Source organism: Amycolatopsis saalfeldensis (assembly GCF_900110575.1).
GTDB classification, from domain to species: Bacteria; Actinomycetota; Actinomycetes; order Mycobacteriales; family Pseudonocardiaceae; genus Amycolatopsis; species Amycolatopsis saalfeldensis.
In genome coordinates this window covers 83,727-110,020 of the sequence record NZ_FOEF01000012.1, presented here as the reverse complement: position 1 = coordinate 110,020, position 26,294 = coordinate 83,727, and the positions used below count along the sequence as shown (strand labels likewise).

The window sequence follows — 26,294 nt, the reverse complement described above, 5'->3', positions numbered from 1 at the left end:
CTACCACACGCACACCAACTGCCGTTGCAGTACTAGCCGCACGAGTCCGGTGGTCAGCCCGACGTGTGCGGCGAGTTCGTTGCCTGCGGCGTCGATCCGGCCGATGATCTCCGCGGCCCGGCCGGCGAGCAGCTGACCGGCGGGCGTGAGTCGGACGCGCCGGCCGGCCCGTTGCAGCAGTCGCGCACCGGTCTCGGCCTCGAGCCGAGCCAGGTGGTGGCTCGCGGTCGGCTGGGTGTAGTGCAATTCCTTCGCCGCCGCGGTGACCGAGCCGAGCCGCGCAACGGCGTCGAGAACGCGCAGCCGGGTGACGTCCAGCATGCATCGATCATATCTATGAGCCGCCGCGATGATTGACATTGGACGGACGGGTTTGAGACGTGCACCCTTCGAGACATGACCACCACGCCGATGGCGCCTGACCTGCAGCGCCTCATCGACGATGTGGGATTCGCGGTCGCCGGCACCGACGACCAGTACGAGATCACCGAGCGGGCGTTGGTCCGGCCATCGCCGGATCGCCATCCGAACGGGCAATGTATGCGAGATCCGCTACGTCAAGCCCGCGGCTTCTTCAGCAGGCAAAGCGCTGACGCCGGCCGGTGCGCAGCAATGGGCACCCCGACCGCGATCAGCCGCTCGCGTCCGGCAGCGGCGAGGCCTGAACCCCACCTGCAGAAAACCAAGGAGCATCCATGTCACTCACACGCGTCCACAGCTTCTCCATCTCACTCGACGGATTCGGCACCGGCGAGGGGCAGACCAAGGAGCTTCATTTCGGTCATGCGGGGGACCGGCTGCACAAGTGGATGTTCGCGACCCGCTCATGGCAGCAGACCGGCGGTAGCCGCGGCGTCGACAACGTCTTCGCCCAGGAGTGGGGCCCGGGTGTCGGCGCCGAGATCATGGGGGCCGGAAAGTTCGGCCACCCCGGATGGGAGGACGACCCCGGCTGGAAGGGCGCGTGGGGTTCCAACCCGCCGTTCCACACCCCGGTTTTCGTCCTGACGCACCACACGCGTCCGTCGATCGAGATGGAGGGCGGCACGACGTTCCACTTCCTCGACGCTTCGCCGGCTGAGGCGCTCGAGGCCGCGCGGGAGGCCGCCGGTGGGTTGGACGTGCGCATCGGCGGGGGTGCCACCGTGATCCGCGAGTTCCTGGCTGCCGGTCTGATCGATCACATGAACGTGGTGGTGGTGCCGATCCTGCTCGGCCGGGGCGTGCGTCTGTGGGACGGGCTGGAGGGCATCGAGGAGAAATACGCGATCGAGTCGGTCTCCTCGCCGACCGGGGTCGTCCATGTGACCTTCACGCGTGCCGATTCCTGAATCACCGGCACGAGCGGCGTCCGGGCATCTCCTCGTCGCCGTTCGGCGCTGACCCGAAGAACCACATCCCGAAGGAATTCGGGCAGGGATCCGTGCGAGCGCCCCGTTGAGTGGTCGGGTTTCTTTACCATCGAGGGAGACGTCGGCTGAGGGCTTGTGGGCCTGGTGTATGGGGGATGAGTCGTTCCAGTGAGTAATCCGTTGGTTGCGCCGGTGAAGGATTCGACGACGGGGGTGTCCGGCGTTCCCCTGCTGGAGGATGCGACGGGGCTGAAGTCGGCGATCGAGAGCAAGGACTGGGCCGGGGTCGCGATGGGTGCGGTGGGGACCGCGCTGGACGCTTTGACCGCGGTGATGGACCCGTTCGGCGCGATCTTCGCCGCTGGGGTGGGCTGGTTGATCGAGCACGTGGGCCCCTTGAAGGAGGCGCTGAACGCGCTGACCGGGGACGCGGACCAGATCGCGGCGCAGTCGGAGACGTGGGCGAACGTCGCCAAGGAACTCGAGAGTGTCTCGGCGGAGCTGGCGGATCTGGTCAAGAAGGATTTGCAGAGCTGGACGGGCGAGGCGGCGGACGCGTATCGCCAGAAGGCGGCGGACACTTCGGCGTTGATCGCCAGCGCGCAGAAAGGCTGCGAGGGCGCCGGAAGCGGGGTCAAGACCGCGGGCGAGGTCGTTGCCGCAGTTCGCACCCTGGTGCGCGACACGATCGCCGAGCTGTTGGGGCACCTGATCTCGTGGGCGTTGCAGGTGGTGTTCACCCTCGGCATCGGCATGACCTGGGTGGTGCCGCAGGTGATCGCGGCGGTGACGAAAACCGCGTCGAAGATCACTCAGGTGACCACGAAGCTGGTGAAGGCGATCAAGGCGCTGGTGCCGCTGCTGAAGAAGGCCGGGACCCTGTTCGAGGACGCCGGGAAGGCGTTGAAGGGCATCAAGGGCGGCAAGGTCAAGGCGGTCGACAAGCCCAAGGACATCAACGTCAAGTCCGAGAAGCCCGCCGGGGGCAAGGGCGGGGACTCGACCACCCCCTCCGGTGACCACACCCCGCCGAAGGACGACTCGACCAGCCCGTCCGGCGATCACACCCCGCCCAAGGACGATTCGACGAAGCCGTCCGGGGATCACAATCCGCCCGAGAAAGCCCCGCCGACGGAGGACAAGCCCGAACCCCAGCCCAAGGGGGACAACACGAATACGTCCGGAGCCGGCGGTGACAAGCCGGGCGGCGAGGGCTCGAATTCGCGTTCCATCAAGGATGACAACACCAAGCCCAAGGAGAACTCCTCCCCGCCCTACTGCCGCCCCGGCAGCGGCGACCCGATCGACATGACGACCGGGCGGATGATGATCCTCGAAACCGACGTCGCGATCGACGCCTCGCTGCCGCTGGTGTTGCGGCGCACGCACTTTTCGACCTATCGCACGGGGATCGGGTTCGGCCCGACCTGGGCGTCCACAGTGGACCAGCGGCTGGAGGTCGAGGACGGCGAGATCGGCTTCGCGGCCGAGGACGGCACCCTGCTCGCCTACCCGCTGGCCGACGGCACCGTGTTGCCGGTCGAAGGGCCGTACTGGCCGCTGAAGCGCACACCCGGTGACGGGTACGTCGTCGAGCAGCCCGATCTCCAGCGGATGCTGTACTTCGCCCCGGACGGCGCGGGACGGCTGCCGTTGACCGCGATCTTCGACAACGACGGCCAGCGGATCCACTTCGTCCACGACACCGAGGGAAACCTGCGGGAAATCCGCCACTCCGGCGGCACCCGCATCGAGGTCGAGACGGCCGGGGACCTGGTCATCGCGTTCACTCTGCTCGGCGCCGACGAGACCGACCGCACCGAGCTGGTCCGCTACGGCTACGACCGCGACCGGCGGCTCACCGAGGTGGTCAACTCCTCCGGCGAGGCCCTCCGCTACGACTACGACGGGCTCGGCCGGGTCGTCCGGTGGACCGACCGCAACGGCCGGTCCTACGAATTCACCTATGACGAGCTGAGCCGTTGCGTCCGGGGCGCGGGCGCCGACGGGCACCTCGCCTACACCTTCGCCTACGACCGCGAAGCGCGGGTGAACACCGCGACCGACTCGCTGGGCAACACCACCGAATACCACCTCAACGAGGACTTCCAGCTGGTCAAGGAGGTCGGCCCGCTCGGCGGCGTCAGCCACTTCGAATGGGACCGCTACGACCGCGTGATCGGGCACACCGACGAACTGGGCCGCACGACGCGGTGGGAGTTCGACGAGCACGGCGATCTTCTCGCGTACACGTTCCCGGACGGCGCGCGGCGCCTGTTCGAGTACGAGGACCACCGGGTCCTGTCCATTGTGGAGCCGGACGGGGCGGTCTGGCGCCGGGAGTACGACGAGAACGGCCGCCTCTCGGCCAGTGTCGGCCCACTCGGCTCGACCACCCGTTACAGCTACGGCGAGGACGGGAGCCTGCGCGAGTTCGTCGACGAGGTGGGCAACCGCACGACGGTCGCGTCCGATCGGTTCGGCCGGCCCGTCGAGGTCACCGATCCGCGCGGCGTGACCTGGCGGCGGACCTTCGACGCGCTGGGCCGGGTCGCCGAGGAGACCGATCCGATCGGCGGCACCACGCGTTACGCCTGGACCGTCGAGGGCGGCGGCTGGCAGCGCACCGCCCCCGACGGGTCCACGCAGCGCCGGGTCTACGACGCCGAGGGCAATGTGCTGGAGGAGTACGACGAACGGGGCGAGGTCACGCGTTCCGACTTCGGCGCTTTCGACCTGCCGGTCACCCGGATCGCCCCGGACGGCACCCGGCTGCGGACCGAGCACGACACCGAGCTGCGGGTGACCGCCGCCACCAACGGCGACGGCCGCACCTGGCGGTTCGAATACGACGCGGAGGGGCGCAAGGTTCGCGAGCAGGACTTCGACGGCCGGGTCCTCACCTACGCCTACGACGCGGCGGGCCAGCTCATCGCCCGCACCAACGCGATCGGCGAGGTCACCACGTACGCCTACGACTTGCGCGGCGCCGTCATCGAGAAGCGGACGGCCGACGACGTCAGCAGCTACGCCTACGACCGGGCCGGCCGCATGGTCCGCGCCGTCAACCGGGACGCCGATGTCACCTTCGTCCACGACGAGCTCGGCCGCGTCGTCGCCGAGACCTGCAACGGCCGGACGGTCACTTCCGGCTACGACCTCGCCGACCGCCGGGTCTTCCGCCGCACGCCCTCGGGCGCGGAAAGCCGTTGGGACTACGACGGTAGCGACGCTCCGGCCAAGCTGGTGACCGGCAGGCACTCGATCGCGTTCCGGCACGACGCGGCCGGCCGGGAGGTCTGGCGTGGCCTCGGCGCCGCCGAGCTGACCCAGGAATGGGACCCGCGGCACCGGCTGCGCGCCCAGAGCGTGACCACCGCCTCCGGTTCGGTGGCGCAGCGGCGCGTTTACGACTGGCGGCCGGACAACGTGTTCTCCGGGGTCGAGGACCAGCTCCTCGGCCGGCGCGAGTTCACGCTCGATCGGGGCGGCCGGGTCGTGGACGTGCGCGGACCGGGCGGGACCGAGCGCTACGCCTACGACCGGTCCGCCGCGGTGGTCATCGCGGCGCCGGCGGCCGAGCGGCACGACGCGCAGGGCCGGCTGGTGAGCCGGGCCGGCTGGACCTACTCCTGGAACGGTGAGGACCGGCTCGTCGGCGTCACGACGCCGGACGGACAGCGGTGGCGTTACCGCTACGACGCGTTGGGCCGTCGCGTGGCGAAGCAGCAGCTGAGCGGCGACGTGGTCGTCGCCGAGACCCGCTTCGTCTGGGACGGCGACGCGCTCGCGGAGCAGGACGAGACCACGACCACGGGCGAGACGCGCGGCACGACCTGGGAATGGAACCCGCAACAGGAGATCCCGGTCGCGCAGACCGACCGCGTGTACGCCGAGGGCCGGTGCCTCGACGAACGCTTCTACTCGATTGTCACGGACTTCGTCGGAACGCCGGCCGAACTCGTCGACGAGACCGGGCGGATCGCTTGGCACCGCGATGAAACCCTGTGGGGGACGCCGCGCACGACGGCGGCTGGGCCATCGACGCCCCTGCGGTTCCCCGGGCAGTACTTCGACGCCGAGACCGGTCTGCACTACAACCGCCACCGGTACTACGACCCGCAGACCGCCCGTTACCTCTGCGCCGACCCGATGGGGCTGGCCGGGGGCCTGAACACCCACGCCTACGTGCCCAACCCCCTGACCTGGAGCGATCCGTTCGGGCTCAAGGGGAACTGCAAGAAGGGCCCGCTGACGCCGGACAAGGGCGGCAAAGGCGGCAAGGACAAGGCCAAGAACTCCCAGGGCGGCCTGCGGTACGACCAGATGGAGAAGAACGGGAAACGCGGCGAGCGCAACCGCTTCGACCACGTCAAGCTCCACGAGGACAACTACCAGGGGAACAAGAGCGACCACGGCGTCTTCGGGACGAAGGGCGGGAACCCCTGGTCGGACGAGAAGATCTCGAAGACCGTCGACAACGCGTGGGCCAAGAGGAACGACAGCGGGACCACCGTCGACCACCAGAGCGGCGGGACCACGGCCTACACCATCCCGATGGACAAGAAGATCGGCTACATCGACGAACGGGTCCCGGAACGGAATCCGGACGGCACGGTCAAGCGGGAAACCTGGGACAAGGACACGCAGCAGTGGTACGGCGACGTGGTCTACAAGAAGGACGAGAACGGCGCCTGGGTACGGGAGCAGAAAGACCTGGACCACATGAAGATCGTCGTCAAGGACGGCAACAGCGTCGTGACCGCGTATCCGGACCGCATCCGCGACTACAACCCGGACAAGACACCGAAGCCGGAACCATCGGGACCGCCTCGGCGGGGCCGCCGCGAATAGGCGTCGACAGCCGAGTCATCCCGCGGGCGGCAACGCCCGGGTCACCGCAGCGTCGCCCCCGCACCGACGATGCGCAGCGCGTAGCCGGCATAGCGGTCCGCGACCTGGTCCGGGGTGAACGGCTGGTCCGGCCCGAACCAATGGGCGACGCGGATGCCGATGCTGCCGATCGCGATGGTCGCCAGCAGGGGGTCCTCGACGGTGAACTCGCCGGTGTCGACGCCGCTCTGCACCGCGTCCAGGAGCAGCTGGAAGCTTTCCGCGCGAACGGCGGTCGTCTTGGCCGCGTCTTCGGGAGCCAGCGCGTGCAGTTCGATGTTGGTGACCACGGCGAGCAGCGCGAAGTCGACGTGCATCCGGACATGGGCGCGGACCAGGCTTTCGAGCCGTTCGCTCGGGTTCGCGCCCTCCTCGGCCGCAGCGCGCATGCGGGTGGCGAGTTCTTCGTGCCCGATCCGCACGAGTTCGTCGAGGATCTGTTCCTTCGAGGTGTAGTGGACGTAGAGGCTGGCCGAAGTGAGTCCGACCGCGGCCGCCAGTTTGCGGATCGACGTGCCGTGGAAGCCGTGTTCGGCGAACTGGGTCAACGCGGCCTGCAGAATCCGGCCCCTGGTGCCGGGCGGGGTGACTCCTTCCGGAAGGACCACCGCGACCTCCGCGAGGCGCCGGGTCTGGCCCGCCACCCGGGCGACCGTCTCCGCGGCTGCTCGAGCCGTGGTCTTCTTGCGTGCGGCCTTGGGGCCCATGCCACCACCTTGTCGCTCACCAGCTCAACCGATCGATCGTTGACATCGTAGCGTTCGGCAGCCTTTTGCGCCGGTACCCGTTCGCTCCGCGACGGTCAGGCTCGGTCCCGTCGCTGCCAACCGATCGATCGTAGACCTGGACAGCCGGATCGTGCAGCCTGGCGAGGCGATCACCAAGCTTGCGCCGGCCGGTCCGTCCACTCGGCCGGTGCCCTGCCCGGCAGGCCGCATCGGTTCGCGCGAGGTGATCGCGAGCGGCACTGCTCAGGTCGAAGGGCCTAGCGGGGGCAGCGGCCGGCGGGAGCGCGGGACCAGGCGAGTCTGGCGTCCTTTGTGGCCGGTCGCCAGACTGAGGCCTCGAAACTTGAGTTCCTGGCCTTGTTACTCAGGTGCGCAGCGGATGCCCCCGGCCGGGGACGAGCCGTCCAACAAGGCGGCAGCGCTGTAACCGTCGTGCCCCTTCGGCGCCGACGTGAGGCCCAGCGCCGGAGAAGCCATCTCGATCGCGTCTTTGGAGCAGCGTTTCGACCTCGGACCGACCACCGGCCGCCTGTCGGAAAGTGAGCGCGGCCGCGGCGCACCGGTCGGCTCCGGCGCGGCGAATCGTCTTGGCGGCAGGCTTCTCTTTCGGTTCGGACAGCTCGTTTCCCGGAGCGTCCCATTCGGCGGGACGGGCGCAAGCAAGAGCGTTGCCATGACCGTCAACGCGGATTGGCATCCGGAGCGGGCAACGGCTTCGCGTCCGGGTGGAGGCCGGGGACGAGCGCGCGCTTCAGAATCTTCCCGGTCGGGCCTTTGGGCAGTTCGGGGATGATTTCGACCCGCCGCGGGTACTTGTAGCCGGCCAGCCGGGAGCGCACATGTTCGCGCAGCTCGTCGGGGCTGGCCTGAGCGCTCGGGCGGAGGGAGACGACGGCGGCGACCTCCTCGCCGTGCGTTGGGTGCGGGATGCCGATCACCGCGGCCTCGGCCACCGCGGGATGCTCGTAGAGCACGTCTTCGACCTCGCGGGGGTAGACATTGTAGCCGCCCCGGATGATGAGGTCCTTCTTCCGGCCCACCACCCGGTAGTACCCGTCGGGGTCCCGGACGCCGAGATCGCCGGTGTGGAACCAGCCGTCCCGGACGGCCTCGGCGGTGGCGTCCGGCCGGCGCCAGTACCCCTTCATGACATTGTGCCCCCGTACCACCAGTTCGCCGACCTCGCCGTCAAGCACCTCGGAGCCGTCCGGTCCGCGCACGCCCATCCGGACTCCCTCGATCGGGGTGCCGATGCTGCCGGCTCGGCGAGGGCGGTCCGGATGGTTGAAGCAGGCCACCGGGGAGGTCTCGGTCAGTCCGTAGCCTTCGAGTACCGCGCAGCCGAACGCATCCTCGAACTCGTGCAGCCAGTCGAGCGGCATCGCCGCGCCGCCGGAGAGCGCGACGCGCAGCGAGGCGACCGGTGGCGAATTCCCTGCCGGGTGGCGCAGCACCGCGTGGAACATGGTCGGCACGCCCAGGAACGCGGTGGCCGCGTCGCGGTGCAGGACGCGCAGCGCGTCGGCAGGTTCGAACCGCGGCAGCAGACTCAGGGACGCGCCGGCGATCAACGCCGCGTTCATCGCCACGGTCTGCCCGAACGAATGGAACAGCGGAAGTCCGCCGAAGACGACGTCGGTTCGGGTGAGCCGCAGGACAGTGCGGCTGACGATTTCGGCGTTCTTCGCGAGGTTGGCGTGGGTCAGTTCGGCGCCTTTGGGCTGTCCTGAGGTGCCGGAGGTGTACAGCACCACCGCGGTGCTCACCTCCCGGCGCGGGACCGGCTGCAGTGAGCAGTCCTGGCGGTCCAGCACGTCGTCGATCCGCGCCGAATCGATGTTCGGCTGCGGCCCCGCCGACGGCTGCCGCCGCCCGCGCGGCCGCAGCCCAGCATTCGTGCCAGGCGAACAACACCTCGGCGCCGGAATCGGCCAGATAGTGCTCGATCTCGCGGGGTTTGAGCATCGGGTTGATCGGCACGACGACCGCGCCCGCGCTGAGCAGCCCGTAATACAGCACGACGAATTCCGGGACGTTCGGCAGCATCAGCCCGACGCGCTCGCCCGGCCGGATGCCGAGCGACCGGCACCAGGAGTCCGCCCGGGCGGCCCGCTCGGCCAGCCGGCGGTAGGTGAGGGTGGTGGATTCGCCGCGCACTGTTGCCGAATCCGGATAACGGCCCGCGGTTTCGAGGAGAGCGCGAACTAGTTCGGCAGCATGGTCCGGCATCGCCGACATCCTTTCGGTCATGAATGAAATAATTTACGAAAAGAAACTGCCCGGATGCCCTGCGATGGGGCATCCGGGCAGTTTCGATGATGCGAATGGGAATCCTGAACGAGTGATTCGCGGGATTTCAGGAAACGTGTCCGGTGATGTAGTCGGCTACGAAGGGGACGCTGCCGTTGGTGTAGTAGTCAAGGTGACTGCCGGACCAGGTGCCGCTGTTGCCGCACACTCCGTCGAGGATGGCGCAGGCCTCGTAGGTCCGGCCGTCAAGGCTGGGAACTTCCCAGCCGATCTTCGTGGACCTTCCGGTGGGGGGCAGTCCGGTGAGGGGGTTGCCGAACGTGACGATCGCGCTGATCTTGGAGACCACCTCGTCCGGCAGGCTCGGCCCGCTCACCCACCACAGGTCGGCGCCGAGGGCCTCGTCGAGCACCGCGGCGCCCTGGGAGTACCCGCCGATGACGTACTTGGTGTCCGGGCAGGCGGCCACCTTCGCGTTGAGCGTGTCCGAAAGATTCTGGACGCCGATGGACGGGCTGTCGGCGGCCCAGTCCGCGGGGTAGTCCAGGCCCTCTGCGCTGAAGTTCTTGCCGGGCAGCTTGGCCTGCAGGTCGTTCGCGAGCTGTCCCCCCAGATATCTGATGGTCCCGCCGCCTTCACCGGTTCCGCGGGCGAACACGAAGTCGACATCGGCACACCCGGACGCGCCGGCCGACGAGCTCGCGGGCTGTTCCGCCGCCGAAGCTGTTGCGGGTACGGCGGCCGCGAGGCACGCGACGCTGCCGACAACGGCCAAGCCGGTCCGGCGAAAAACGCTGGAGTGCTTTTTCTTCACAACATCTCCTCAATCATCATTGATCAACAGAAATCTCGCGAAAACTACGATTCTTGAGCGCGCTCGCATGGTCGGCTGGTCGGGACGGTCACCGGCAAGCTGTGGTCGAACCTCCTTCGGGGTCGTCCAGTGGCGAACGCGGCCTGGATCGGCTGTTGCCCGGTGGCACCGCACGGCCCATCTCGGTCCTGGCGGCTTTCCGGGCGAGCCGCCTGGGTGATCGATCGATTACCCAGGATCAGTCTGCGGTATCAGTCGCCGCATGTCAACGATCGATCGTTTGGATGCGCTAGGTGCAGGACCGCGGCGGCCAGACGGTGGTGCGTCCGCCGAAGACTCGAGTCGAGCGCACGTTGGCGCTGGACCATGGTCTGGTGGCGGCGCGGCGGGCATTTCGGCGAGAGCGGGCCGGTGAACCGGTCGGATTCCTGTCCATCAATCAGCGTGGCGGGCCCTTGAGCCCGGATTACCTTCAGCCGGTTGGCCGGGGAGGCGGGTTGCCACCGATCCGGAGGTCGCGCAGGCGATGCTCGGGCACTCCGGCGCTGAACTGTCAAAGCTGTGACATATCGACTTCGTCTCAGATATTGACAGGTAGTGAAAGCAACTATTTGATCGATCTTGTGCCGCGAAGAAAATTGGTCGTATTGTTGGCTGGCTTCCTGTTCGTTGTGGGGGGGGGTGCGGCTGCCGTGGTTATCGGAACGACCGGTAGAGAATCACTAACCGGCAACCGGCCGGCCGCTGGACCGGTGGGATCGACCAGCGCCCCGCAGCCCACTCCCACGATCGTGACACCCCCGCCCACGGCCGCGCCCGCAACCTCGGTCGTCGCCATCCCTGTCAAATCACCAGTCGCTCCGCCTGCATCCGCCAAGGCGCATACGGACACCGCCGCCGGCGACTCGGACCCGAACGACCGGATGATTCGTGACCGAGTCAACGAGCCGCCGATCAACAGCCGCCCCCAAGCACCCAGTTTCCCGATCTACACGACCCACAGCGTCAGCACGCCCACCCCGATTCCCAATCCGGCCGAGACCGCGCCACCGTACAGCCGCTAGCTTCGGGCGCCGTCGCGCCTTCACGCCTGTCTGTACTGGCTGTATGAGGCCATCACGTTGGTGACGCCTGTGTGTAGCCGGGTGGTCCGGGATTCGATCGCGGTGCGGGCTTTCTCCTCGGGGAGGGCTTCGGTGTAGGCCAGGTGGGAGTAGCCGGACGACCCGTCGTGCTTGGTCGCTGTGCAGGTGCTCACGGGGAACCACCCCCGTTCGCGCCGGGAGAACGCTTCGTGAACGAGGGCGGCGGGGAACGGCAGCGCCGCCACCGCGCACGTATTCTCCGTATGGCGGTGCGGCGATCGTCTGCGACGCCGGAACGAATGGGATCGTAATGACCGAATACGGCAGGGAACGTGAGCGACGCCGTCGGACCAGCGCGCTTGTCGGATTGTTCTTCTTGGCCGCTCTGTCCGCGTCGCTCGCGTTCAAGGTGGGCCGGGTTCCTGCGGCAGCCGTGCCGGTGAGCTTTCTGGTGTTGGTGTATGTCCTGTTCACGTTCGTCGTGTGGCGCGACCGGCGGGCCGAGGTGCGGCGGCGGGCGTCCGGTGCCGCGCCGTCATGGTCCGCTCAGTTACCGGTCTCGGCCGCTCTGGAGCTGGGGGCTAAGGCGCCTGGGCGGCATTCGCGGCAGCAAGAGGTCGGCGAGCTGCTGGGCCGGCTGTCGCTGGCCGAGGGCGGATTGCGCTGGGAGCCCAGGAAAGGTGACCGGAACCGGGGCGTGGGGCCGGTCGCCTGGGACCGGTCGTGGACGCCGGAGGTCGTGTCGCTCTGGGGCCCGGGCAGCCAGGGATGCCTGACCCTGACCCGTTCCGACGGGATGGCGGTCGACCTGTGGATCCGGCATCCTGCGGACCTGCGCCGGGCACTCGGCTCAGCGGAGCCCTGAACCCAGCCGCAGCCGCCTCCGATGGCCTCTGATCCTATTGTGGTGGTGCGGGCGGCACAGTGATCATGGGTACGGTTGTCGGGCTCACATTTCTGTTCAGTTTTGGCAACGTTCTGAATCTGGCCCTCCGCTTGGGCGTGCCGGACTTGTCGCGCCTGCGGTCGACCTGACCATTCTCGGGATCCTGCTGGGCACTCGGCATCTCGTGGTCCGGGGTGCTGGTACGGACGTGCTCCGTCCGCTCCGTCGGTTGCTGATCTTCGCCAGCGTGGTCACTTTGGCGTTGAATGTGGCAGATCCACTCGTCGCGGGCGAGTACGGAAGGCCGCGTTCGACGCCGTTGGACCGCTGTTGCTGATCGGGTGGGCCGAGGTCGGTCCTGGTCTACTTCAGGCGATGATCGAGACGTGCCGGGCGCCGTCGCGCCTTCACACCGAGGGCGGCTCGCAGGTCGACGAGGACGAGACGGTTGACGCCGGGCGGGTCAGCACTGCGGGCGAGAACGTCGAGCGCGGACCGGAGGAACGACCAGCCTTGTGCCGGAACAAGGCCGTGGACGATGACCTGCTGGGGCGGGCGAGGGAGGAGGACCAGAGTCATTGGGAGCAGCACCGGTGTCCGATCTCGGCGGAGACGCTGCGGAAGCGGCTGGGTGTGGGGTCGGCTCGCTCGCGGATCTTGGTTTCGGCTGTCAGATCTGAGCAAGGGGACGGGTGCGCCCCAGTGCCGGCGGTTCGTGCAGTTGGGCCATGAATCCGTTAGGCAGCAAGCCTTGGCGTAGGCGCCCCCGGCTTCGAGGTAGCCCAGTGGTTCACGGCAGGTTGCACAGCATAAGCGTCAAGGATTCCGGCTGGACTCGACGATCTCGTGGAAGGTCTCGCGGCCGACCGGGTTGGTGGCCGGCTTGATACTCGACGCCGGGGGTTCGTGATGGGTTCGCCGTCGACGCGGACGCTGCTGCCTTCGACGAGCAGCCGGGTCAGTGTGGGCTCGCCGTTGTGAACCATGGAGATCCCATCTGGTGGGTGTGTACTTGTTGCCGCCGGGCTCGGCAAGGGAATCAATTCGACGCTACGTGCCCCGATCCGCTCGGAATGACAGGAGCCGCCGGGGTGCGGCCATCAGTCCGTACCTGCGGACGGGCCAATGAATGCGTCGTGATCGGGCCAGCGAAGGCCGGCGTGCCGCGATCGGCGGTTGTGCTGGCCGGCCTCGCCGCGGTCACGAACCTCGAAGGCGTCGTCGAGAAGCTGTGGATCTTCACCGCAGCCGAGCCGGCGCAGAAACCTCGACGCTTCGCCCGCGCCAGCACGTTCATCATCGACTTGGCTGACCGACGCCTTTGGGAGCACGGCCGATTGACGGCGTCCTCGGCAGGATCTATCTTCTGTATCAGAATAGCGACATAGAGGTCATAATAACGAACTATTGAGGTGTGATGCAGAGCCCGTCGCCCGCAGCGTCCACCGAGGCTTACCGTCGCCCGGAGGACCGGCCCGCGCGTCGGATCGAGGGGTTCACCGTGGCGGGCGGTGTCTGGGCGACGGCGATTCCTTTTCCCAGCCCGCTGGCGTACTCGTATTCCTACGCGCTGCGCTACCCCGAAGGGCTGGTCGTCGTGGACCTCGGCTGGGACTCCGATGAGGCCTGGCAGGCGTTCCTCGGCGGTCTTTCGCGAGCTGGGGCCGGGCTCGACGAGGTGATCGGCGCCGTCGAACGCCGGGCGCGGATCGCGGAGATCTCGGCGTGGCTAAGGGATTGCGGCGTGCCCGGGCCGCTGCTCGCCGAGCTGGACAGCGAACTCGGCGCCCTCGACGCGGTGCTGCCGGCTGTTGTACCGGACGTCGAGCTCGAGGATGGCGAGCCGGTACCCGGCACCGGTGGCGCGCTCGTGGCGGTGCACACTCCCGGCCACACCGCGGGGCACCTGTGTTTCCACGAACGCGAGCGGAACCTGGTGCTGACCGGTGACCACGTCCTGCCGAAGGTGACGCCGAGCGTCGCCCGCCGGCCGGGGTCGGACCCAGATCCGCTGCGGGACTTCCTTTCCTCGCTGACGCGGCTGGGCGGGGTCGCGGACTCCGCCGTGGTTTTGCCGGGGCACGAATGGCCGTTCGACCGGCTGTCCCGGCGCTTGGACGTCCTGCGCGAGCACCACCGCGAACGGCTTGAGGAAATCGAGCACGCGGTCGAGCGTGGGTGCGACACGGTGTGGAAGGTCGCCGAGGCTGTGTCGTGGGCTCGGGAGTTCTCGGCCTTCACCCCGCGTTCGCTGCGGTCGGCGCTCGCCGAGACTTCAGCCCATCTGGTCCGGCTGGCCGGGGACGGCCGTATCCGGCGCATCGAGGGCCGTTGGATCACTCATGACTGAACGAGGAGACTCATGACTGCGCAGTTCGTATTGGTCCACGGTGGACGGCACGGAGGGTGGTGCTGGCGGCCGGTGGCGCAACGGTTGCGCGCCGCCGGGCACGAAGTCTTCACTCCGACCCTGAGCGGGCTCGGCGAGCGGGCGCACCTGCTCACGCGTGAAGTCGGCCTGGCCACCCACGTCGAGGACATCGTCGCGACGTTCGAGTACGAGGACATCCGGGACGCGGTCCTGGTCGGGCACAGCTATGGAGGTGTGCCGGTCACCGGCGCGCTGGAGCGCATCGCCGACCGCGTCCGCGTGCAGGTCCTGCTGGACGCCCAGGTCCCGCGGGCCGGCGAGTCCGTGTTCGACATCAACGGGCCCGAGCGCGCGAAGGCGATGATCGCGCTGGCGGACGAGGGCGGAGAAGGCTGGTACATCCCGCCCGCGGACGCCGCGCGGTACGGCGTGACCGACCCGGCCGACGCCGCTTGGGTGAACCGCCGGATGACCGCCCAGCCGCTGAGGACCTACCAGGACCCGAGCGGGCCGACCGGCCGCGCCTGGCGGCACCCGGGGCTCTACGTCGAGTGTGTCCCCTCTTCCCAGGAGCCGCACATGCTGAAGCGCATGCGGGAGCGCGCCGCTACGGACCCGTTTTTCGGATACCGGGTCCTGGAGACGGCGCACAACGCGATGGTCACCGATCCCGACGCTGTTACCGCGTTGCTGCTCGAAGCGCTCGAGTTACCCGTCGGCTGACTCCGCGTCGTGCGCATTGACCGCACAGGCCGCCGAACGGTAGCGTCGAGGTCGCAATAAGAGACAATGGTTCGTATATGCGTTCACTGTCGAAGCGCGTGCTGCTACGGCGTCGGTAGTGCTCGCGCGAAGGAGAGCAGTCGTGATCGAGCGGGACACGATCTTCATCGACGGCAAGTGGGTGGAGTCCGCGGGCTCCGGCACCCTCACCGTGGTCAACCCGGCGACCGAGGAGCCGATCGCGACCGTGCCGCGGGGCGACATCGCCGACGTCGACCGTGCCGCCCAAGCCGCGGCTCGGGCCTTCGAGACCTGGTCGCGGTCGTCGCACGAGGAACGCGTCGCGGTGCTCACCCGCATCGCCGACATTCTGGAGGCCAAGGCCGAGGAGCTGGCTCGCTCCACCGTGCGGGAGATCGGCACGCCGATCGCGCTCGCCCGTCGGTCCCACGTCGCCACGCCCATCAACGATCTCCGCATCGCCGCCGCGAGCATCAAGGACATCGTGTGGGAGGAGCGGTTCGACGACACCATCGTGCGGCGGATCCCCGCCGGAGTGGCCGGCGCGATCACCCCGTGGAACGGTCCTTTGCGGATGATCACGCTCAAGGCCGGAGCCGCATTGGCCGCGGGGTGCACCGTCGTGCTGAAGGGCACCGAAGTCGCGCCGCTGAGTTCGTTCGTGTTCGCGGAGGCCGCGGCCGAGGCCGGTCTCCCGGACGGGGTGTTCAACCTGGTCAGTGGACCCGGGCCGGAGATCGGCGAAGCCCTTGCCACCCATCCGCTCATCGACCTCGTGTCGCTGACGGGTTCGGTGCGTGCGGGCAGCCGGGTGATGGAGCTCGCGTCGAGGTCGGTCAAGCGGGTGGCGCTGGAGCTGGGCGGCAAATCCGCCAACGTGATCCTCGAGGACGCGGATCTGGAGAGGGCTGTGACTGACGGGCTCACCGACGCGTTCCGCAATGCCGGCCAGGTCTGCGGCGGACTCTCCCGCACGCTGGTCCCGCGGTCGCGGCTGGCGGAGGCCGAGGAGATCGCCGCGGCCAAGGCGGCGGCCTTTGTCATCGGCGACCCTTTCGACGAGGCGACGACCCTCGGCCCGGTGGTCTCGGAGGTCCAGCGTGAGCGCGTGCGCCGCTACATCCGAACCGGCATCGACGAGGGCATGCGGCTGGTCGCCGGGGGTCCGGAGGCTCCGGACCATCTCGACCGCGGCTACTTCGTGCGGCCGACGGTGTTCAGCGGCACCAACAACGACACCCTGGCCCGGCAGGAGGTCTTCGGCCCGGTCAACGTCCTCATCCCGTTCGACGATGCCGACGACGCCGTCGCTATCGCCAACGACTCCGACTACGGACTCGCCGGCGGCGTCTGGTCGGCCGACCCCGAGCGGGCCCGTGACGTCGGGCGGCGCCTGCGCACCGGGCGGGTGCGCATCAACGGCGCCCCCATCGACATGCGCGCCCCGCACGGCGGTCTGAAGTTGTCGGGTATCGGCCGCGAAATGGGCCGGTACGGGATCGAGGAGTACCTCGAATACCAGTCGCTCATCAGCTAAGCCCCGGCCGGCCATTCGAAAAAGGAGTTCAGCGTTGATCACCGCACAGGCCCGGACCATGACGAGCCGGACCGCTTCATTCAGCACCGTCACCATCGAGCGCCGCGACGTCGGCCCGGCGGACGTGCTGCTCGACATCGTCTACGCCGGTGTTTGCCACACCGATGTCCACCACGCCCGCGCCGAGTTCGGCCACACCCACTACCCGATCGTCCCCGGCCACGAAATCGCCGGTGTCGTCCGCGAAATCGGTGCCGAGGTCACCCGGTTCGCGGTGGGTGACCACATCGGCATCGGCTGCCTGGTCGACTCCTGCCGGGAGTGCGCGATGTGCCGCGCCGGGCAGGAGTCCTATTGCCGCAACAAGGTGCTGACGTACAACGCGATCGGCCGCGACGGGCAGGTCACGCTCGGCGGTTACAGCGAACGCGTGGTCGTCGATGAGCGGTTCCTTGCCCGCATCCCGGACGCGTTGCCCTTGGAGTCCGCGGCGCCGCTGCTGTGCGCAGGCATCACGATGTACCAGCCGCTGCGGTATTGGGGCGCCGGACCGGGAAAACGGGTCGGCATCCTCGGATTCGGCGGGCTCGGGCACATCGGCGTCCAGATCTCGCACGCCCTCGGCGCGCACACGACCGTCCTCGAGCTGACTGACGACCGGCGCGCCGACGCGGAGCGCTTCGGCGCCGACGACTACCGCACGACCGGTGACCTGCCGGCGCTGCGGGACTCGTTCGACCTCATCGTGTCGACGGTCCCCTCGGCCTACGACCTGTCCGCCCACCTCGACCTGCTCGACTTCGACGGCACGTTCGTGAACTTGGGCGTTCCCAACGAGCCTCTGCAGATCGAGCCGTACGCCCTGCACACCAATCGGCGGAAACTGGCCGGATCCATGAGCGGGGGTATGCCCGAGACGCAGGAAATGCTCGACTTCTGCGGCGCACACGGGATCAAGGCCGAGGTCGAGATCATCGCGGCGAAGGAGCTGGACGGGGCGTACGACCGGCTCGGCAAGGGTGATGTGCGGTACCGGTTCGTGCTCGACACGGCGACCATCGCTGAAGCCTGACGGGTTCGCCGCTGGTTGGCCGCGCATGGAGAAGGGCGCTCCGCCGAGGATGGCGGAGCGCCTCTGAGCATCTCCCTGGTTCAGCTGGACAGGCGGTTCGAGGAGCCCAGCTTTTTCGCGAAGGCGCTCACGGCGACGAAGATAACAACACCAAGCTGGAGGCCGACCATTCCGGCCGATGCCCAGTACGGGAGATCTTCTGGCGCAGCCTTCAAAGTTGCCATCGGCGCGATCACGGCTGCGACGATGAGGAGGGCGGAGACCGCCGAATCGAGAAGGTGCGATGCGTTGTGAGGCGGTACAGAAATCGCCACCTTCATCGTCTCCGTCTCGATGCGCAACCGCGCCTCGGTAGTGGGACTTTCGTCCTCGATGGACATCAACTCGGCGAGTTCGTCCTCGCCGTCTTGCACCGGTTTGCCCACTCCCGGGCCTTTCCTTAGCGGGCCCTACTCGGATCCCGAGTGGATCCGGGCCCAGACAGGGGTTTGCGACGGCCGGGCAAGCTGTCACCCTCGCGCTTGAGTGCTCAGTTGGCGCCGCGAGGACGCGCCAACCGTTGACGTGGACCGGCACGAACAAGTCCGGTCTTAGTTTTCTCCATCGGATCATTTCCTTTCTTTTGTTCCTCCGTTGAGGTTCCTCATCTCCGGAACCTTCCTTCGGAGGTGCGCCCTCGCTCCCCGGCGGGGGCGTGCACTCCGGAGGAAGGTTCCAGGCGCCTCACTCTATCCGACCCGGACCGTCCAAGCAACTTTTTTGACACATTTTATGTGTCAAAAGGTGGCCAAGGTCGGTGCGGTCTGCGACGATGGGTCAGGCGGGTGCAGGTCTGTTCCCGTTCGATCAGAAGGGAGACGGTCATCGCCGCAGGGAAGGACCCCGGCATCGCAGGCGAGCAGGTGGATGAGCCGGGTGTCGTTGCGCGAGTCAACATCGCGTTGGTGAAGGAGAGCGCGAAAGCGCTGCTCAAGCTTCAGAAGAACACTGGCCTGAAGAAGGTGGACATCGTCAATCGGGCGATCCAGCTCTACGAGTTCATCGCGACCGAGCTGAAAGAGGGGCGTCAGGTCGTCGTGCGCGGTGACGACGGACACGAGGTGCTGGTCAAGATCTTCATGTGACCGAACGGAGCCGCAGATGACACGAGCACGCGGTGGGCGCCCGGTTCGACCGGGCGCCCACTTCTCGTTCAGCCAGACGAGCTGACTCGCTGATCATGTTCTTCGTCAGGTGCAGCTAAGTGCGTTCAGAGCTGGTCCGCTCGGTGGTGAGCGTGTCGACGAGCGTGCCGGCGGACCGGATGAGCAGGTCCGCTATGGCCAGGTGGGCCTGGCCCTCCGAACGGACGGGATGCTCGGCAACCGTGTGAGCCTCGGCGGCACGCCGGAAGTTCGCGACGTTGGCGACCAGTGCCCGGTCATCAGTCCCGTGCCGACGACCGGCTGTCCTCACCGGAACTCGCGCCGCTCGACAACCTTGGGATCATGGCTGGGGATGACTTCGCAGCCGAGCTTTTCCATGCGCTTGAGGCTGTCGTCATAGGCCACGATGTCGGTGAAGAAGCCGGACGGGATGTGCTCGTCTTCGCGGTCGCCCAACCAGTTCTCGTAGCGGTCGATGCAGTCGCCGGCGAGGAGGTAGCGCGCCGACGCCGCCCTGACGACTACCCCTTGCGAGCCGGGCGTGTGCCCGGGCAGGTGCACCACCGAAACGCCGGGTGCGATTTCGGTGTCGCCGTCGATCGCGTCGATCCGGTCTTCGGCCCGGCGCCATGCGGCCGTCAGTTCGGGCACGCGCTCGAACTGACGGCGGTGCCACGGAACGGGATCGGTGGCGTAGTCCAGCTCTCGCTGCTGCACGACGATGCGGGCGTTCGGGAACAGGTGGTTGTTCGAACTGTGGTCCCAGTGCAGGTGGGTGTTGACGACGACCCCCACTTCCGCCGGGTCCACGCCCAGCGCCTGCAGCGCGGCTTCGGGGCGCTCTGCGGGGGTCTGCTCCATCCTGATGCGGTGGTGCTCCCAGGCCCGGTCGAAGTCCGCGCCCGTATCGACGACGATAGGCGGACCGTCGCCCTGGATCACGAACATGATCAGCGGGATGTCCAGGGTCTCACCCCATCCGCGCAGGTAGGTGAGTGATGGCTTGGGCAGGCCGAACACCCGGCCGACGGACAGTGCGGTGATGGTCCTGCTCATGCGGGTTCCTGGATGAGGTCGCGGTGGCGGGTTTCGCGCAGTGCGAGGGTGCACAGCAATCCGGCCAGGCAGTAGAAGGCCAGGAAGATGCCGAACACGAAACTGCCGTAGCTGCCGATGAGGCCGGCCGCGACCAGCGGCGGGATGGCGCCGCCGAGCACGCCGGCAAGGCTGTAGGACAAGCCCGCCGCGGTGTAGCGGTAGCGGGTGTGGAACAGCTCGGACAGGAACGACCCGGCGACGCCGAAGCCGACGCCGGCGATGAGGAACGTCACCGACATGCCGAGCCAGAAGGCGCCGATCGTCCCCGTGTCCAGCACGGGGAACAGGGCCAGCGCCCACGGGACGCCGATGACGTTGGCGACCAGGAGCACACGACGACGGCCGAATCGGTCGGTCAGCGCGCCGCCCGCGATGATCGCCAAGCAGTTGAGGAGGTTGCCGAACATGCCGGCGCCCAGCACCTGCGGCCGCGGCAGGTGCAGCGCACCGGTGCCGTAGCCGGTGAGGAAGGCGATGCCGACGTAGCCGAGCGAGAACGCCATCACCAGTGCGCCCGCGCCGAGCAGGATCTCCTTCCCTTGGTGGGCAACGGCTTCCTTGAACGGCAGGCTCTCGCCTGGCTGGCGCCGCCGGGCCTCGGCGCGGAAGACGGGGGTCTCCTCGATCCGCAGCCGGACGTAGAGGCCGACAGCGACCAGCACGATGCTGATCAGGAACGGCAGTCGCCAGCCCCAGGCCGCGAAGGTCTGATCGCTCATGTACAGCCCGGTCAGCAGGAACGTGCCGAGCGCGAGGATGTTCGCGAACGCCCCGCCCAGATTGGTGAACATCGCCCAGAAACCGCGGCGCTCCTTCGGGGAGTGCTCACTGGTGAACAGGGCGGCGCCCGTCCATTCACCGCCGGCGGCCACGCCCTGGGCGATGCGGAGCAGGACGAGCACGATCGGCGCCGCGGTCCCGATGTCCGCCGCCGTCGGCAGCAGGCCGATGAGAACGGTGGCCAGGCCCATCAGCGACATCGTGAAGATGAGGGTCCGCTTACGGCCGAGCCGGTCCCCGAAGTGTCCGAAGAGGACAGATCCCAGCGGGCGTGCGACGAAGGCGACACCGAGCGTGGCGTACGACACCACGCTGCCGGCCTGCTCGCCGAGTGCCGGGAAGAAGGTGTTGGCGAAGACCAGTGCCGCCGCGGTGGCGTAGATGCCGAAGTCGTAGAACTCGATGACGGTGCCCATGAAGCTGGCCAGAGCCACCTTGCGCATTTTCGTCGCCGAGGGTGCCTCCTCGACCGCCGCCCCGGCGCCTGGCGGGACCGGTCTCGTGGGAGGAACGTGCGCGGACATCGGACCAACTCCTCGGATGCTCATCGTCGAGAGCGAGGCTGAAGTTTGGGAGAGTTCGCATATAGGAACCATCATCTGTGATTAGGAACTCGTGTCGAAGATAGCTGTGGCGGTCGGCGCTGGTCAAGAGCCGGTTGACACTCTCGTGAGCGCGTACCATCATTCGTAATAACGATCAGTAGTTCCAAATGGGGAACTAGCATGGGTGATCACGAGCGCGGTCCTCGATCCGGCCGCGGCGACCCCCGGAAGGTTTGGCGACAGCGATGTCCGTACCCACCAGTGCCTGGCCCCGACAGCTGCCCGGGGGCGACGACCCCGTGGCCATGCTCATCGACGGGGAGTGGGCGAGCCCGTCCGCCGCCACCACGCCGGTGTTCGATCCCAGCACGGGCGAAGTCATCGCGGCCGTGCCGGACGGCGGCGCGGAGGCGGTCGACGCAGCCGTGGCCGCGGCCCGTCGCTCCTTCGAGGAAGGACGGTGGCGCGGCCTTTCCGGTGCCGACCGCGGCGCCGTGCTCTGGCGGGCCGGCGATCTGATGCGCGAGCACGCCGACGGCCTGGCCCGGCTGGAGAGCCTCAACCTCGGCCTGCCGGTCGCGCAGGCGAAGAGCATGGTCATGGAAGCTGCCGCGCAGTTCCGCTACTTCGCGGGGTGGGCGGACAAGATCCACGGTCGCACCGTGGATCTCGGTCCGGCGGACCGCCGTGTGCAGGGCTACACCCTGCGTGAGCCGGTGGGCGTCGCCGGGCTCATCACGCCGTGGAACGCACCGTTGAGCATGGCGGCGAAGAAGCTCGCCCCGGCGCTGGCGGCGGGCTGTTCGTGCGTGCTGAAGCCCGCGGAGGAGACTCCGCTGACGTCATTGTGGCTTGGGCAGCTGCTGCTCGAAGCGGGCGTCCCGGCCGGTGTCGTCAATGTCGTCACCGGAGTCGGTGAGCGCGCGGGTGCCGCATTGGCGGAACACCCGGACGTCGACACCGTCTCGTTTACCGGGTCGACCGAAGTCGGCAGGCTGATCGTGCAGGCTGCCACCGGCAACATGAAGAAGCTGTCGCTGGAGCTGGGCGGCAAGTCCCCGGTCGTGGTGTTCGGCGACGCCGACCTCCGATCGGCGATTCCCGGTGCGGCGTCCGCGGTTTTCTGGAACTCGGGTCAGGTGTGTGCGGCCGGGACGCGGCTTTTCGTGCACGAGTCGGTGTTCGACGAAGTGGTCCGGGGTGTGGCGGAGATCGGTCGCTCGATGCGGCTTGGCGCCGGCTCGGACCCCGCTGCCGACCTCGGCCCGCTCATTTCGCAGAAGCAGCTGGACCGGGTTTCGGGGTACGTCGACCACGGCGTCAAGGACGGCGCCAAGGTCGTCAGCGGCGGCACCCGCGTCGGGGACCGGGGCTACTTCTTCGAGCCCACCGTGCTCGTGGACGTCGACCAGTCGATGAGCGTGATGCGGGAGGAGATCTTCGGCCCGGTGCTCGGCGTGATGCCGTTCTCCGACGTCGACGAGGCTGTCGCGCTGGCCAACGACAGTTCCTACGGGCTGGCCTCCAGTGTCTGGACTCTCGATGGCGCACTGGCCCACTCGGTCGCGCGCAAGCTGCGCGCCGGCCGGGTCGGGATCAACGTGCACCGGGCCGGCGGCGCCTACATGCCGGCCGGTGGCTACCGCCAATCGGGCTGGGGGCGCGAGAGCGGGCCGGAGGCTCTGGAGAACTACCTGGAGACCAAGTCCGTGGTATCCCAGCTTTTGTGACCATGTGCGAACGGGCGGGCGCATCATCGGATGCGCCCGCCCGTTTCTGTTCAGCGCGGGTAGGGAATCCGGGCGATGCGATCGGATCGGTAGGAGGTGAGCCACAGCGAGTTGCCGTCCTGCAGCGCGCCGGTGCCACCGCCCATCTTGCCCAGGACCGTCGGGCCGATGAGCAGCCTGTTCGCCAGGGTTGCCGGATCCAGCTCGTAGACGGCGAAATGGATGTCGCAGTTGATGTTCTGGGATCCGGTGCAGGCGAACCCCCGTTGGATGGTGTCGGTCTGGCCCCCGGCGAGAATCTTGGTGTGATCGGTGTTCCAGGCGATGTTGTCGACCAGCATGCCGAGGTCCACGGTGGACATCCGCCCCGTGCGCCGGTCGATCCGGGTCACGCGCTTTCCGGACCAGTTGTCGACGAACAGGGTTTGGTAGTCCGCGGACAGGATGACCCCGTTCGGCCCGGCCAATGCGCCGGGGTAGAGGTCGGTCCAGCCGGACTTCGCGTGCCATTCGGCGAGTCTGCCGTAGGCCTTGCCGCCCTCGAGCGCCGTGACGTAGCCGGGGTCCAGGGGGTCGTAGAGGCTGCTGACGATCATGCCGCCGTCAGGAAGGGTTGCCACGGCGTCGGGCCAGAAGTGAGCGTCGGGCGGGTGCACACAGCCGATCCAGGTCAGCTTCGGGACAGGACCGGTGAAAGCCATTTCGAACAACTGAATCGTGAGGCCGCCGCCGTGGCTGATGACGGTCAGCACGTCCCGGCCGTTCACCTTCTCGTAGTCGAGACCGAGCGACTGCAGGTTCGCGAAGTCGGCGTGGCCCGGGCAGCCGGGGTAGGCGGTCTTGTCCTCGGCCAGGGCTACCGTCGCCGGATCCAGGGCCGTCGCTTGCCGGGTGTCGAGGTTGAGGAAGTAGAGGGGTGCGGGCTTCGCCGAGCCGCCCTCGGCCGAGCTGCCGACCGCCCAGCGAGTGCTGTCGATACTGATCAACTGCTCGACATTCGTTACTCCGCAAAGGAACTCCGCGCCGCCGGAGGGCGCGCAGTCCGACGCCGAGTTGCTGACCGCTGGTGACGCACAGCTTGCGGCGAGCAACAGCCCGCAGAGGGAGACGATCAGGCGTGGACACTTCATGACGTTCTCCTGCCAGTGCTCAGGTACCGGCGAGCGCCGACCGGGTGCAGGTCCTCGGTGAGCTCGTAGCCGAACGGTTCGCCGGTGGGGACGGTGATGGTCCTGATGTCCTGGGGTGGGATCCCTTCCAGGTGGCTGATCAGGGCGCGCAGGACGTTTCCGTGGGTGACGACGAGGACCGTCCGGCCGGCGCTCAGGTCGGCGGCGACGGCGGTCTCCCAGTACGGGAGCAGCCGGATCAGGACGTCTTCGAGCGATTCGCCGGCCGGGACTCCGGCAGCGGTCCGTTCGGCCGGGGGAGGGGCGACCGAGTACGAACGGCGCCAGGCCGTGAACTGCTCGTCGCCGAACCGGGCACGCACGTCCTCCCGGTGCTGTCCTTCGAGCGCGCCGTAGTGCCGTTCGTTGAGCCGCCAGGTGCGGCGGACCGGGATCCAGTGCCGTTCGGCGACGTCGAGGGCGATGGCGGCGGTCGAGATCGCCCGCCGCAGCAGCGAAGTGTGGACGACGTCAGGCCGGAGACCGGCGTAGGCGATCAGGGCGCCGGATCTGGCGGCTTCCTTGCGGCCCACTTCGGACAGCGGGATGTCGGTCCAGCCGGCGAATCGATCGGCCGCGTTCCAGATGCTTTCGCCGTGGCGCAGCAGGATCAGCATTCCAGTGCCCCTGGGTGGTGCGTCGCGGCCGGGGTGGATTGTCACTCCCCGGCCGCGACGAGTTCGATTTCCCTAGACGTCCGCGGTCGCGCCGGTGTCGTCCCGGTCGAGGTCGAGCTCCTTGGTTTCGCCGATGAGCCGCACGCAGATCAGGCTGACCACGGCGACGCAGGCGAGGATGACCCCGAACACGAAGCCGCCCGACGCGGCGATGACAGGGCCGGCGATCAACGGCGGAATGGCACCGCCCAGCATGCCCGCGAGGCTGTAGCTCAGGCCGGTCGCCGTGTAGCGGTAGCGGGTCCGGAAGGTCTCGGAGAGGAACGCGCCGAGCGGACCGGTCGCCAGTCCGGACAGGAACATCGTCACCGGGACGCCGACCGCGAAGGCCGCCAGCGAGCGCGTGTCGAGGATCGGGAACAGCACGAGCGTCCAGACCACGGACACGCAGGCGACGATCGTGATCATCCGGCGCCGGCCGATCCGGTCGCTCAACGCGGCGCCGAGGACCGTGGCTATCGAGATGGCGACGCCGCCGAGGATCGCGACCGCGAGGACGTCCGGGCGCGTGAGTTTCAGCGTCGTCGTCCCGTAGCTGACCAGGTACGTTCCGCCGATGTAGGTCAGCGCCAGGGTCATGGTCGTGGTGCCGGTGGCGAGCAGGATCTGCTTGGGCTGGCTTCGGAACGCGTCGAGGAACGGCGTGCGGGTGACGCCGGTCGCGATCTGCTTCTTGAAGACGGGCGTCTCGTCGATGCTGAGCCGGACCCAGAGCCCGATGCCGATCAGGACGATGCTGGCCAGGAACGGAACCCGCCAGCCCCACGAGACGAAGGTGTCGTTGCTCATCCCCACCGCGGTCGCCCAGAACGTGGCATTGGACAGGATGATGGCGATGCCACCGCCGAAGGAGGGGAACATCGACCAGAATCCCCGCTTCGCTTTCGGGGCGTTCTCGGAAGCGAAGAGCACCGCTCCGCCCCACTCACCACCGGCCGCGAGCCCCTGAAGGACGCGCAGCAGCACGATCAGGACCGGCGCGGCCACGCCGATCGTCCCGGCCGTGGGCATCAGCCCGACGAGCAAGGTGGAAAAGCCCATGAGGAGCATCGTGGCGATCAGCGTCTTCTTGCGGCCGAGCCGGTCACCGAAGTGTCCGAAAAGGACGCTCCCGAAGGGACGGGCGACGAAGGCGACGCCGAGGGTGGCGAAGGAGGCGACCGTACCGGCGACGGTCCCCAGCGCGGGGAAGAACAGGGTCGGGAAGACCAGTGCGGCCGCGGTTCCGTAGATGCCGAAGTCGTAGAACTCGATGACCGTGCCGATGAAGCTGGCCGTCGCGACCCGTTTCATGCTCTGGGGCTTTCGGCCGCCCGCCGCGGGTTCGGCCCCCGAGGCCGGCCGGACCGCATGCTCCGGTGAGTGCGTCATTGCATCTCCTTGGTGTCGACGCGGTTTCGTGCCGGCGTCGGATGGGG

The 26,294-nt window shown here is 68.2% G+C and carries 21 protein-coding genes and 1 pseudogene; 10 read left to right on the top strand and 12 right to left on the bottom strand.

The genetic code is table 11. From position 1 onward, the window contains the following. A complete protein-coding gene (locus BMY97_RS48595; RefSeq protein ID WP_245787489.1) occupies window positions 1-321 on the bottom strand; it encodes a LysR family transcriptional regulator in 321 nt (106 codons plus the stop codon). A gap of 374 nt (window positions 322-695) precedes the next feature. On the opposite strand from BMY97_RS48595, the gene BMY97_RS25660 reads away from it, so the two are divergent. Further along, a complete protein-coding gene (locus BMY97_RS25660) occupies window positions 696-1,331 on the top strand; it encodes a dihydrofolate reductase family protein (RefSeq protein ID WP_091620848.1) in 636 nt (211 codons plus the stop codon). 213 nt (window positions 1,332-1,544) lie between these two features. Then, window positions 1,545-6,206, top strand: coding sequence for an RHS repeat-associated core domain-containing protein (locus BMY97_RS49185; RefSeq protein WP_143086295.1), 4,662 nt, complete (start codon window positions 1,545-1,547; stop codon window positions 6,204-6,206). Between the two features lie 41 nt (window positions 6,207-6,247). On the opposite strand, the gene BMY97_RS25650 is transcribed toward BMY97_RS49185, so the two are convergent. The 5 genes and pseudogenes from BMY97_RS25650 to BMY97_RS47210 form a co-directional block, all read right to left on the bottom strand. Next, the gene (locus tag BMY97_RS25650; protein WP_091620842.1) at window positions 6,248-6,952 is read right to left on the bottom strand and encodes a TetR/AcrR family transcriptional regulator; all 705 of its coding nucleotides are present in this window, start codon (window positions 6,950-6,952) and stop codon (window positions 6,248-6,250) included. A gap of 701 nt (window positions 6,953-7,653) precedes the next feature. Next, entirely contained in the window at window positions 7,654-8,739 is a 1,086-nt protein-coding gene (locus tag BMY97_RS49180) for an AMP-binding protein (protein WP_281246926.1), read from the bottom strand. Between the two features lie 166 nt (window positions 8,740-8,905). Further along, window positions 8,906-9,202, bottom strand: a pseudogene (locus BMY97_RS49625) (AMP-binding protein); the annotation flags it as partial. Window positions 9,203-9,329: 127 nt separating this feature from the next. Next, window positions 9,330-10,037: a cutinase family protein gene (locus tag BMY97_RS25640; protein WP_091620840.1), complete on the bottom strand. Its 708-nt coding sequence runs from the start codon at window positions 10,035-10,037 to the stop codon at window positions 9,330-9,332. A gap of 1,084 nt (window positions 10,038-11,121) precedes the next feature. Then, on the bottom strand, window positions 11,122-11,295 hold the full coding sequence (locus BMY97_RS47210) for a hypothetical protein (RefSeq protein WP_177231543.1): 174 nt from the start codon (window positions 11,293-11,295) through the stop codon (window positions 11,122-11,124). 137 nt (window positions 11,296-11,432) lie between these two features. Here BMY97_RS47210 and BMY97_RS25630 point away from each other — a divergent pair, with 137 nt between their 5' ends. From BMY97_RS25630 to BMY97_RS25600, 6 genes are all read left to right on the top strand, one after another. After that, the gene (locus BMY97_RS25630) at window positions 11,433-11,987 is read left to right on the top strand and encodes a hypothetical protein (protein ID WP_091620835.1); all 555 of its coding nucleotides are present in this window, start codon (window positions 11,433-11,435) and stop codon (window positions 11,985-11,987) included. 1,157 nt (window positions 11,988-13,144) lie between these two features. Further along, window positions 13,145-13,396 carry a hypothetical protein gene (locus BMY97_RS25620; protein WP_091620832.1) on the top strand — a complete coding sequence of 84 codons (252 nt, stop codon included), beginning with the start codon at window positions 13,145-13,147 and terminating at the stop codon, window positions 13,394-13,396. 29 nt (window positions 13,397-13,425) lie between these two features. Next, window positions 13,426-14,358 (top strand): MBL fold metallo-hydrolase, encoded by a 933-nt coding sequence (locus BMY97_RS25615; RefSeq protein ID WP_091620830.1) that lies wholly within the window; start codon window positions 13,426-13,428, stop codon window positions 14,356-14,358. 12 nt (window positions 14,359-14,370) lie between these two features. Further along, window positions 14,371-15,102: an alpha/beta fold hydrolase gene (locus BMY97_RS25610; RefSeq protein ID WP_091620827.1), complete on the top strand. Its 732-nt coding sequence runs from the start codon at window positions 14,371-14,373 to the stop codon at window positions 15,100-15,102. Window positions 15,103-15,244: 142 nt separating this feature from the next. Then, window positions 15,245-16,660 carry an aldehyde dehydrogenase family protein gene (locus BMY97_RS25605; protein ID WP_091620824.1) on the top strand — a complete coding sequence of 472 codons (1,416 nt, stop codon included), beginning with the start codon at window positions 15,245-15,247 and terminating at the stop codon, window positions 16,658-16,660. 58 nt (window positions 16,661-16,718) lie between these two features. Further along, complete coding sequence (locus tag BMY97_RS25600) at window positions 16,719-17,732, top strand: NAD(P)-dependent alcohol dehydrogenase (RefSeq protein ID WP_177231559.1); 1,014 nt, start codon at window positions 16,719-16,721, stop codon at window positions 17,730-17,732. 80 nt (window positions 17,733-17,812) lie between these two features. Here the strand turns inward: BMY97_RS25600 and BMY97_RS25595 are convergent, their stop codons facing one another. Next, window positions 17,813-18,157, bottom strand: coding sequence for a hypothetical protein (locus tag BMY97_RS25595; protein WP_143086294.1), 345 nt, complete (start codon window positions 18,155-18,157; stop codon window positions 17,813-17,815). A gap of 399 nt (window positions 18,158-18,556) precedes the next feature. Here BMY97_RS25595 and BMY97_RS25590 point away from each other — a divergent pair, with 399 nt between their 5' ends. Then, window positions 18,557-18,856, top strand: coding sequence for a ribbon-helix-helix domain-containing protein (locus BMY97_RS25590; RefSeq protein ID WP_245787488.1), 300 nt, complete (start codon window positions 18,557-18,559; stop codon window positions 18,854-18,856). A 327-nt stretch (window positions 18,857-19,183) separates the two neighbouring features. Here BMY97_RS25590 and BMY97_RS25580 read toward each other — a convergent pair whose 3' ends face one another. After that, window positions 19,184-19,933, bottom strand: a complete 750-nt coding sequence (locus tag BMY97_RS25580; RefSeq protein ID WP_091620813.1) for an N-acyl homoserine lactonase family protein — start codon at window positions 19,931-19,933, stop codon at window positions 19,184-19,186. Then, the gene (locus BMY97_RS25575; RefSeq protein WP_218156872.1) at window positions 19,930-21,198 is read right to left on the bottom strand and encodes an MFS transporter; all 1,269 of its coding nucleotides are present in this window, start codon (window positions 21,196-21,198) and stop codon (window positions 19,930-19,932) included. The genes BMY97_RS25580 and BMY97_RS25575 overlap by 4 nt, the downstream gene beginning before the upstream one ends. 347 nt (window positions 21,199-21,545) lie before the next feature. On the opposite strand from BMY97_RS25575, the gene BMY97_RS25570 reads away from it, so the two are divergent. Next, complete coding sequence (locus BMY97_RS25570; protein ID WP_091620808.1) at window positions 21,546-23,030, top strand: aldehyde dehydrogenase family protein; 1,485 nt, start codon at window positions 21,546-21,548, stop codon at window positions 23,028-23,030. A 50-nt stretch (window positions 23,031-23,080) separates the two neighbouring features. Here the strand turns inward: BMY97_RS25570 and BMY97_RS25565 are convergent, their stop codons facing one another. From BMY97_RS25565 to BMY97_RS25555, 3 genes are all read right to left on the bottom strand, one after another. Continuing rightward, window positions 23,081-24,016 carry an NHL repeat-containing protein gene (locus tag BMY97_RS25565; RefSeq protein ID WP_091620805.1) on the bottom strand — a complete coding sequence of 312 codons (936 nt, stop codon included), beginning with the start codon at window positions 24,014-24,016 and terminating at the stop codon, window positions 23,081-23,083. 140 nt (window positions 24,017-24,156) lie between these two features. Then, window positions 24,157-24,816, bottom strand: coding sequence for a 2,3-bisphosphoglycerate-dependent phosphoglycerate mutase (locus BMY97_RS25560; protein WP_091620802.1), 660 nt, complete (start codon window positions 24,814-24,816; stop codon window positions 24,157-24,159). 72 nt (window positions 24,817-24,888) lie between these two features. Next, window positions 24,889-26,247 (bottom strand): MFS transporter, encoded by a 1,359-nt coding sequence (locus BMY97_RS25555; RefSeq protein WP_091620799.1) that lies wholly within the window; start codon window positions 26,245-26,247, stop codon window positions 24,889-24,891. Window positions 26,248-26,294 lie beyond the last annotated feature (47 nt).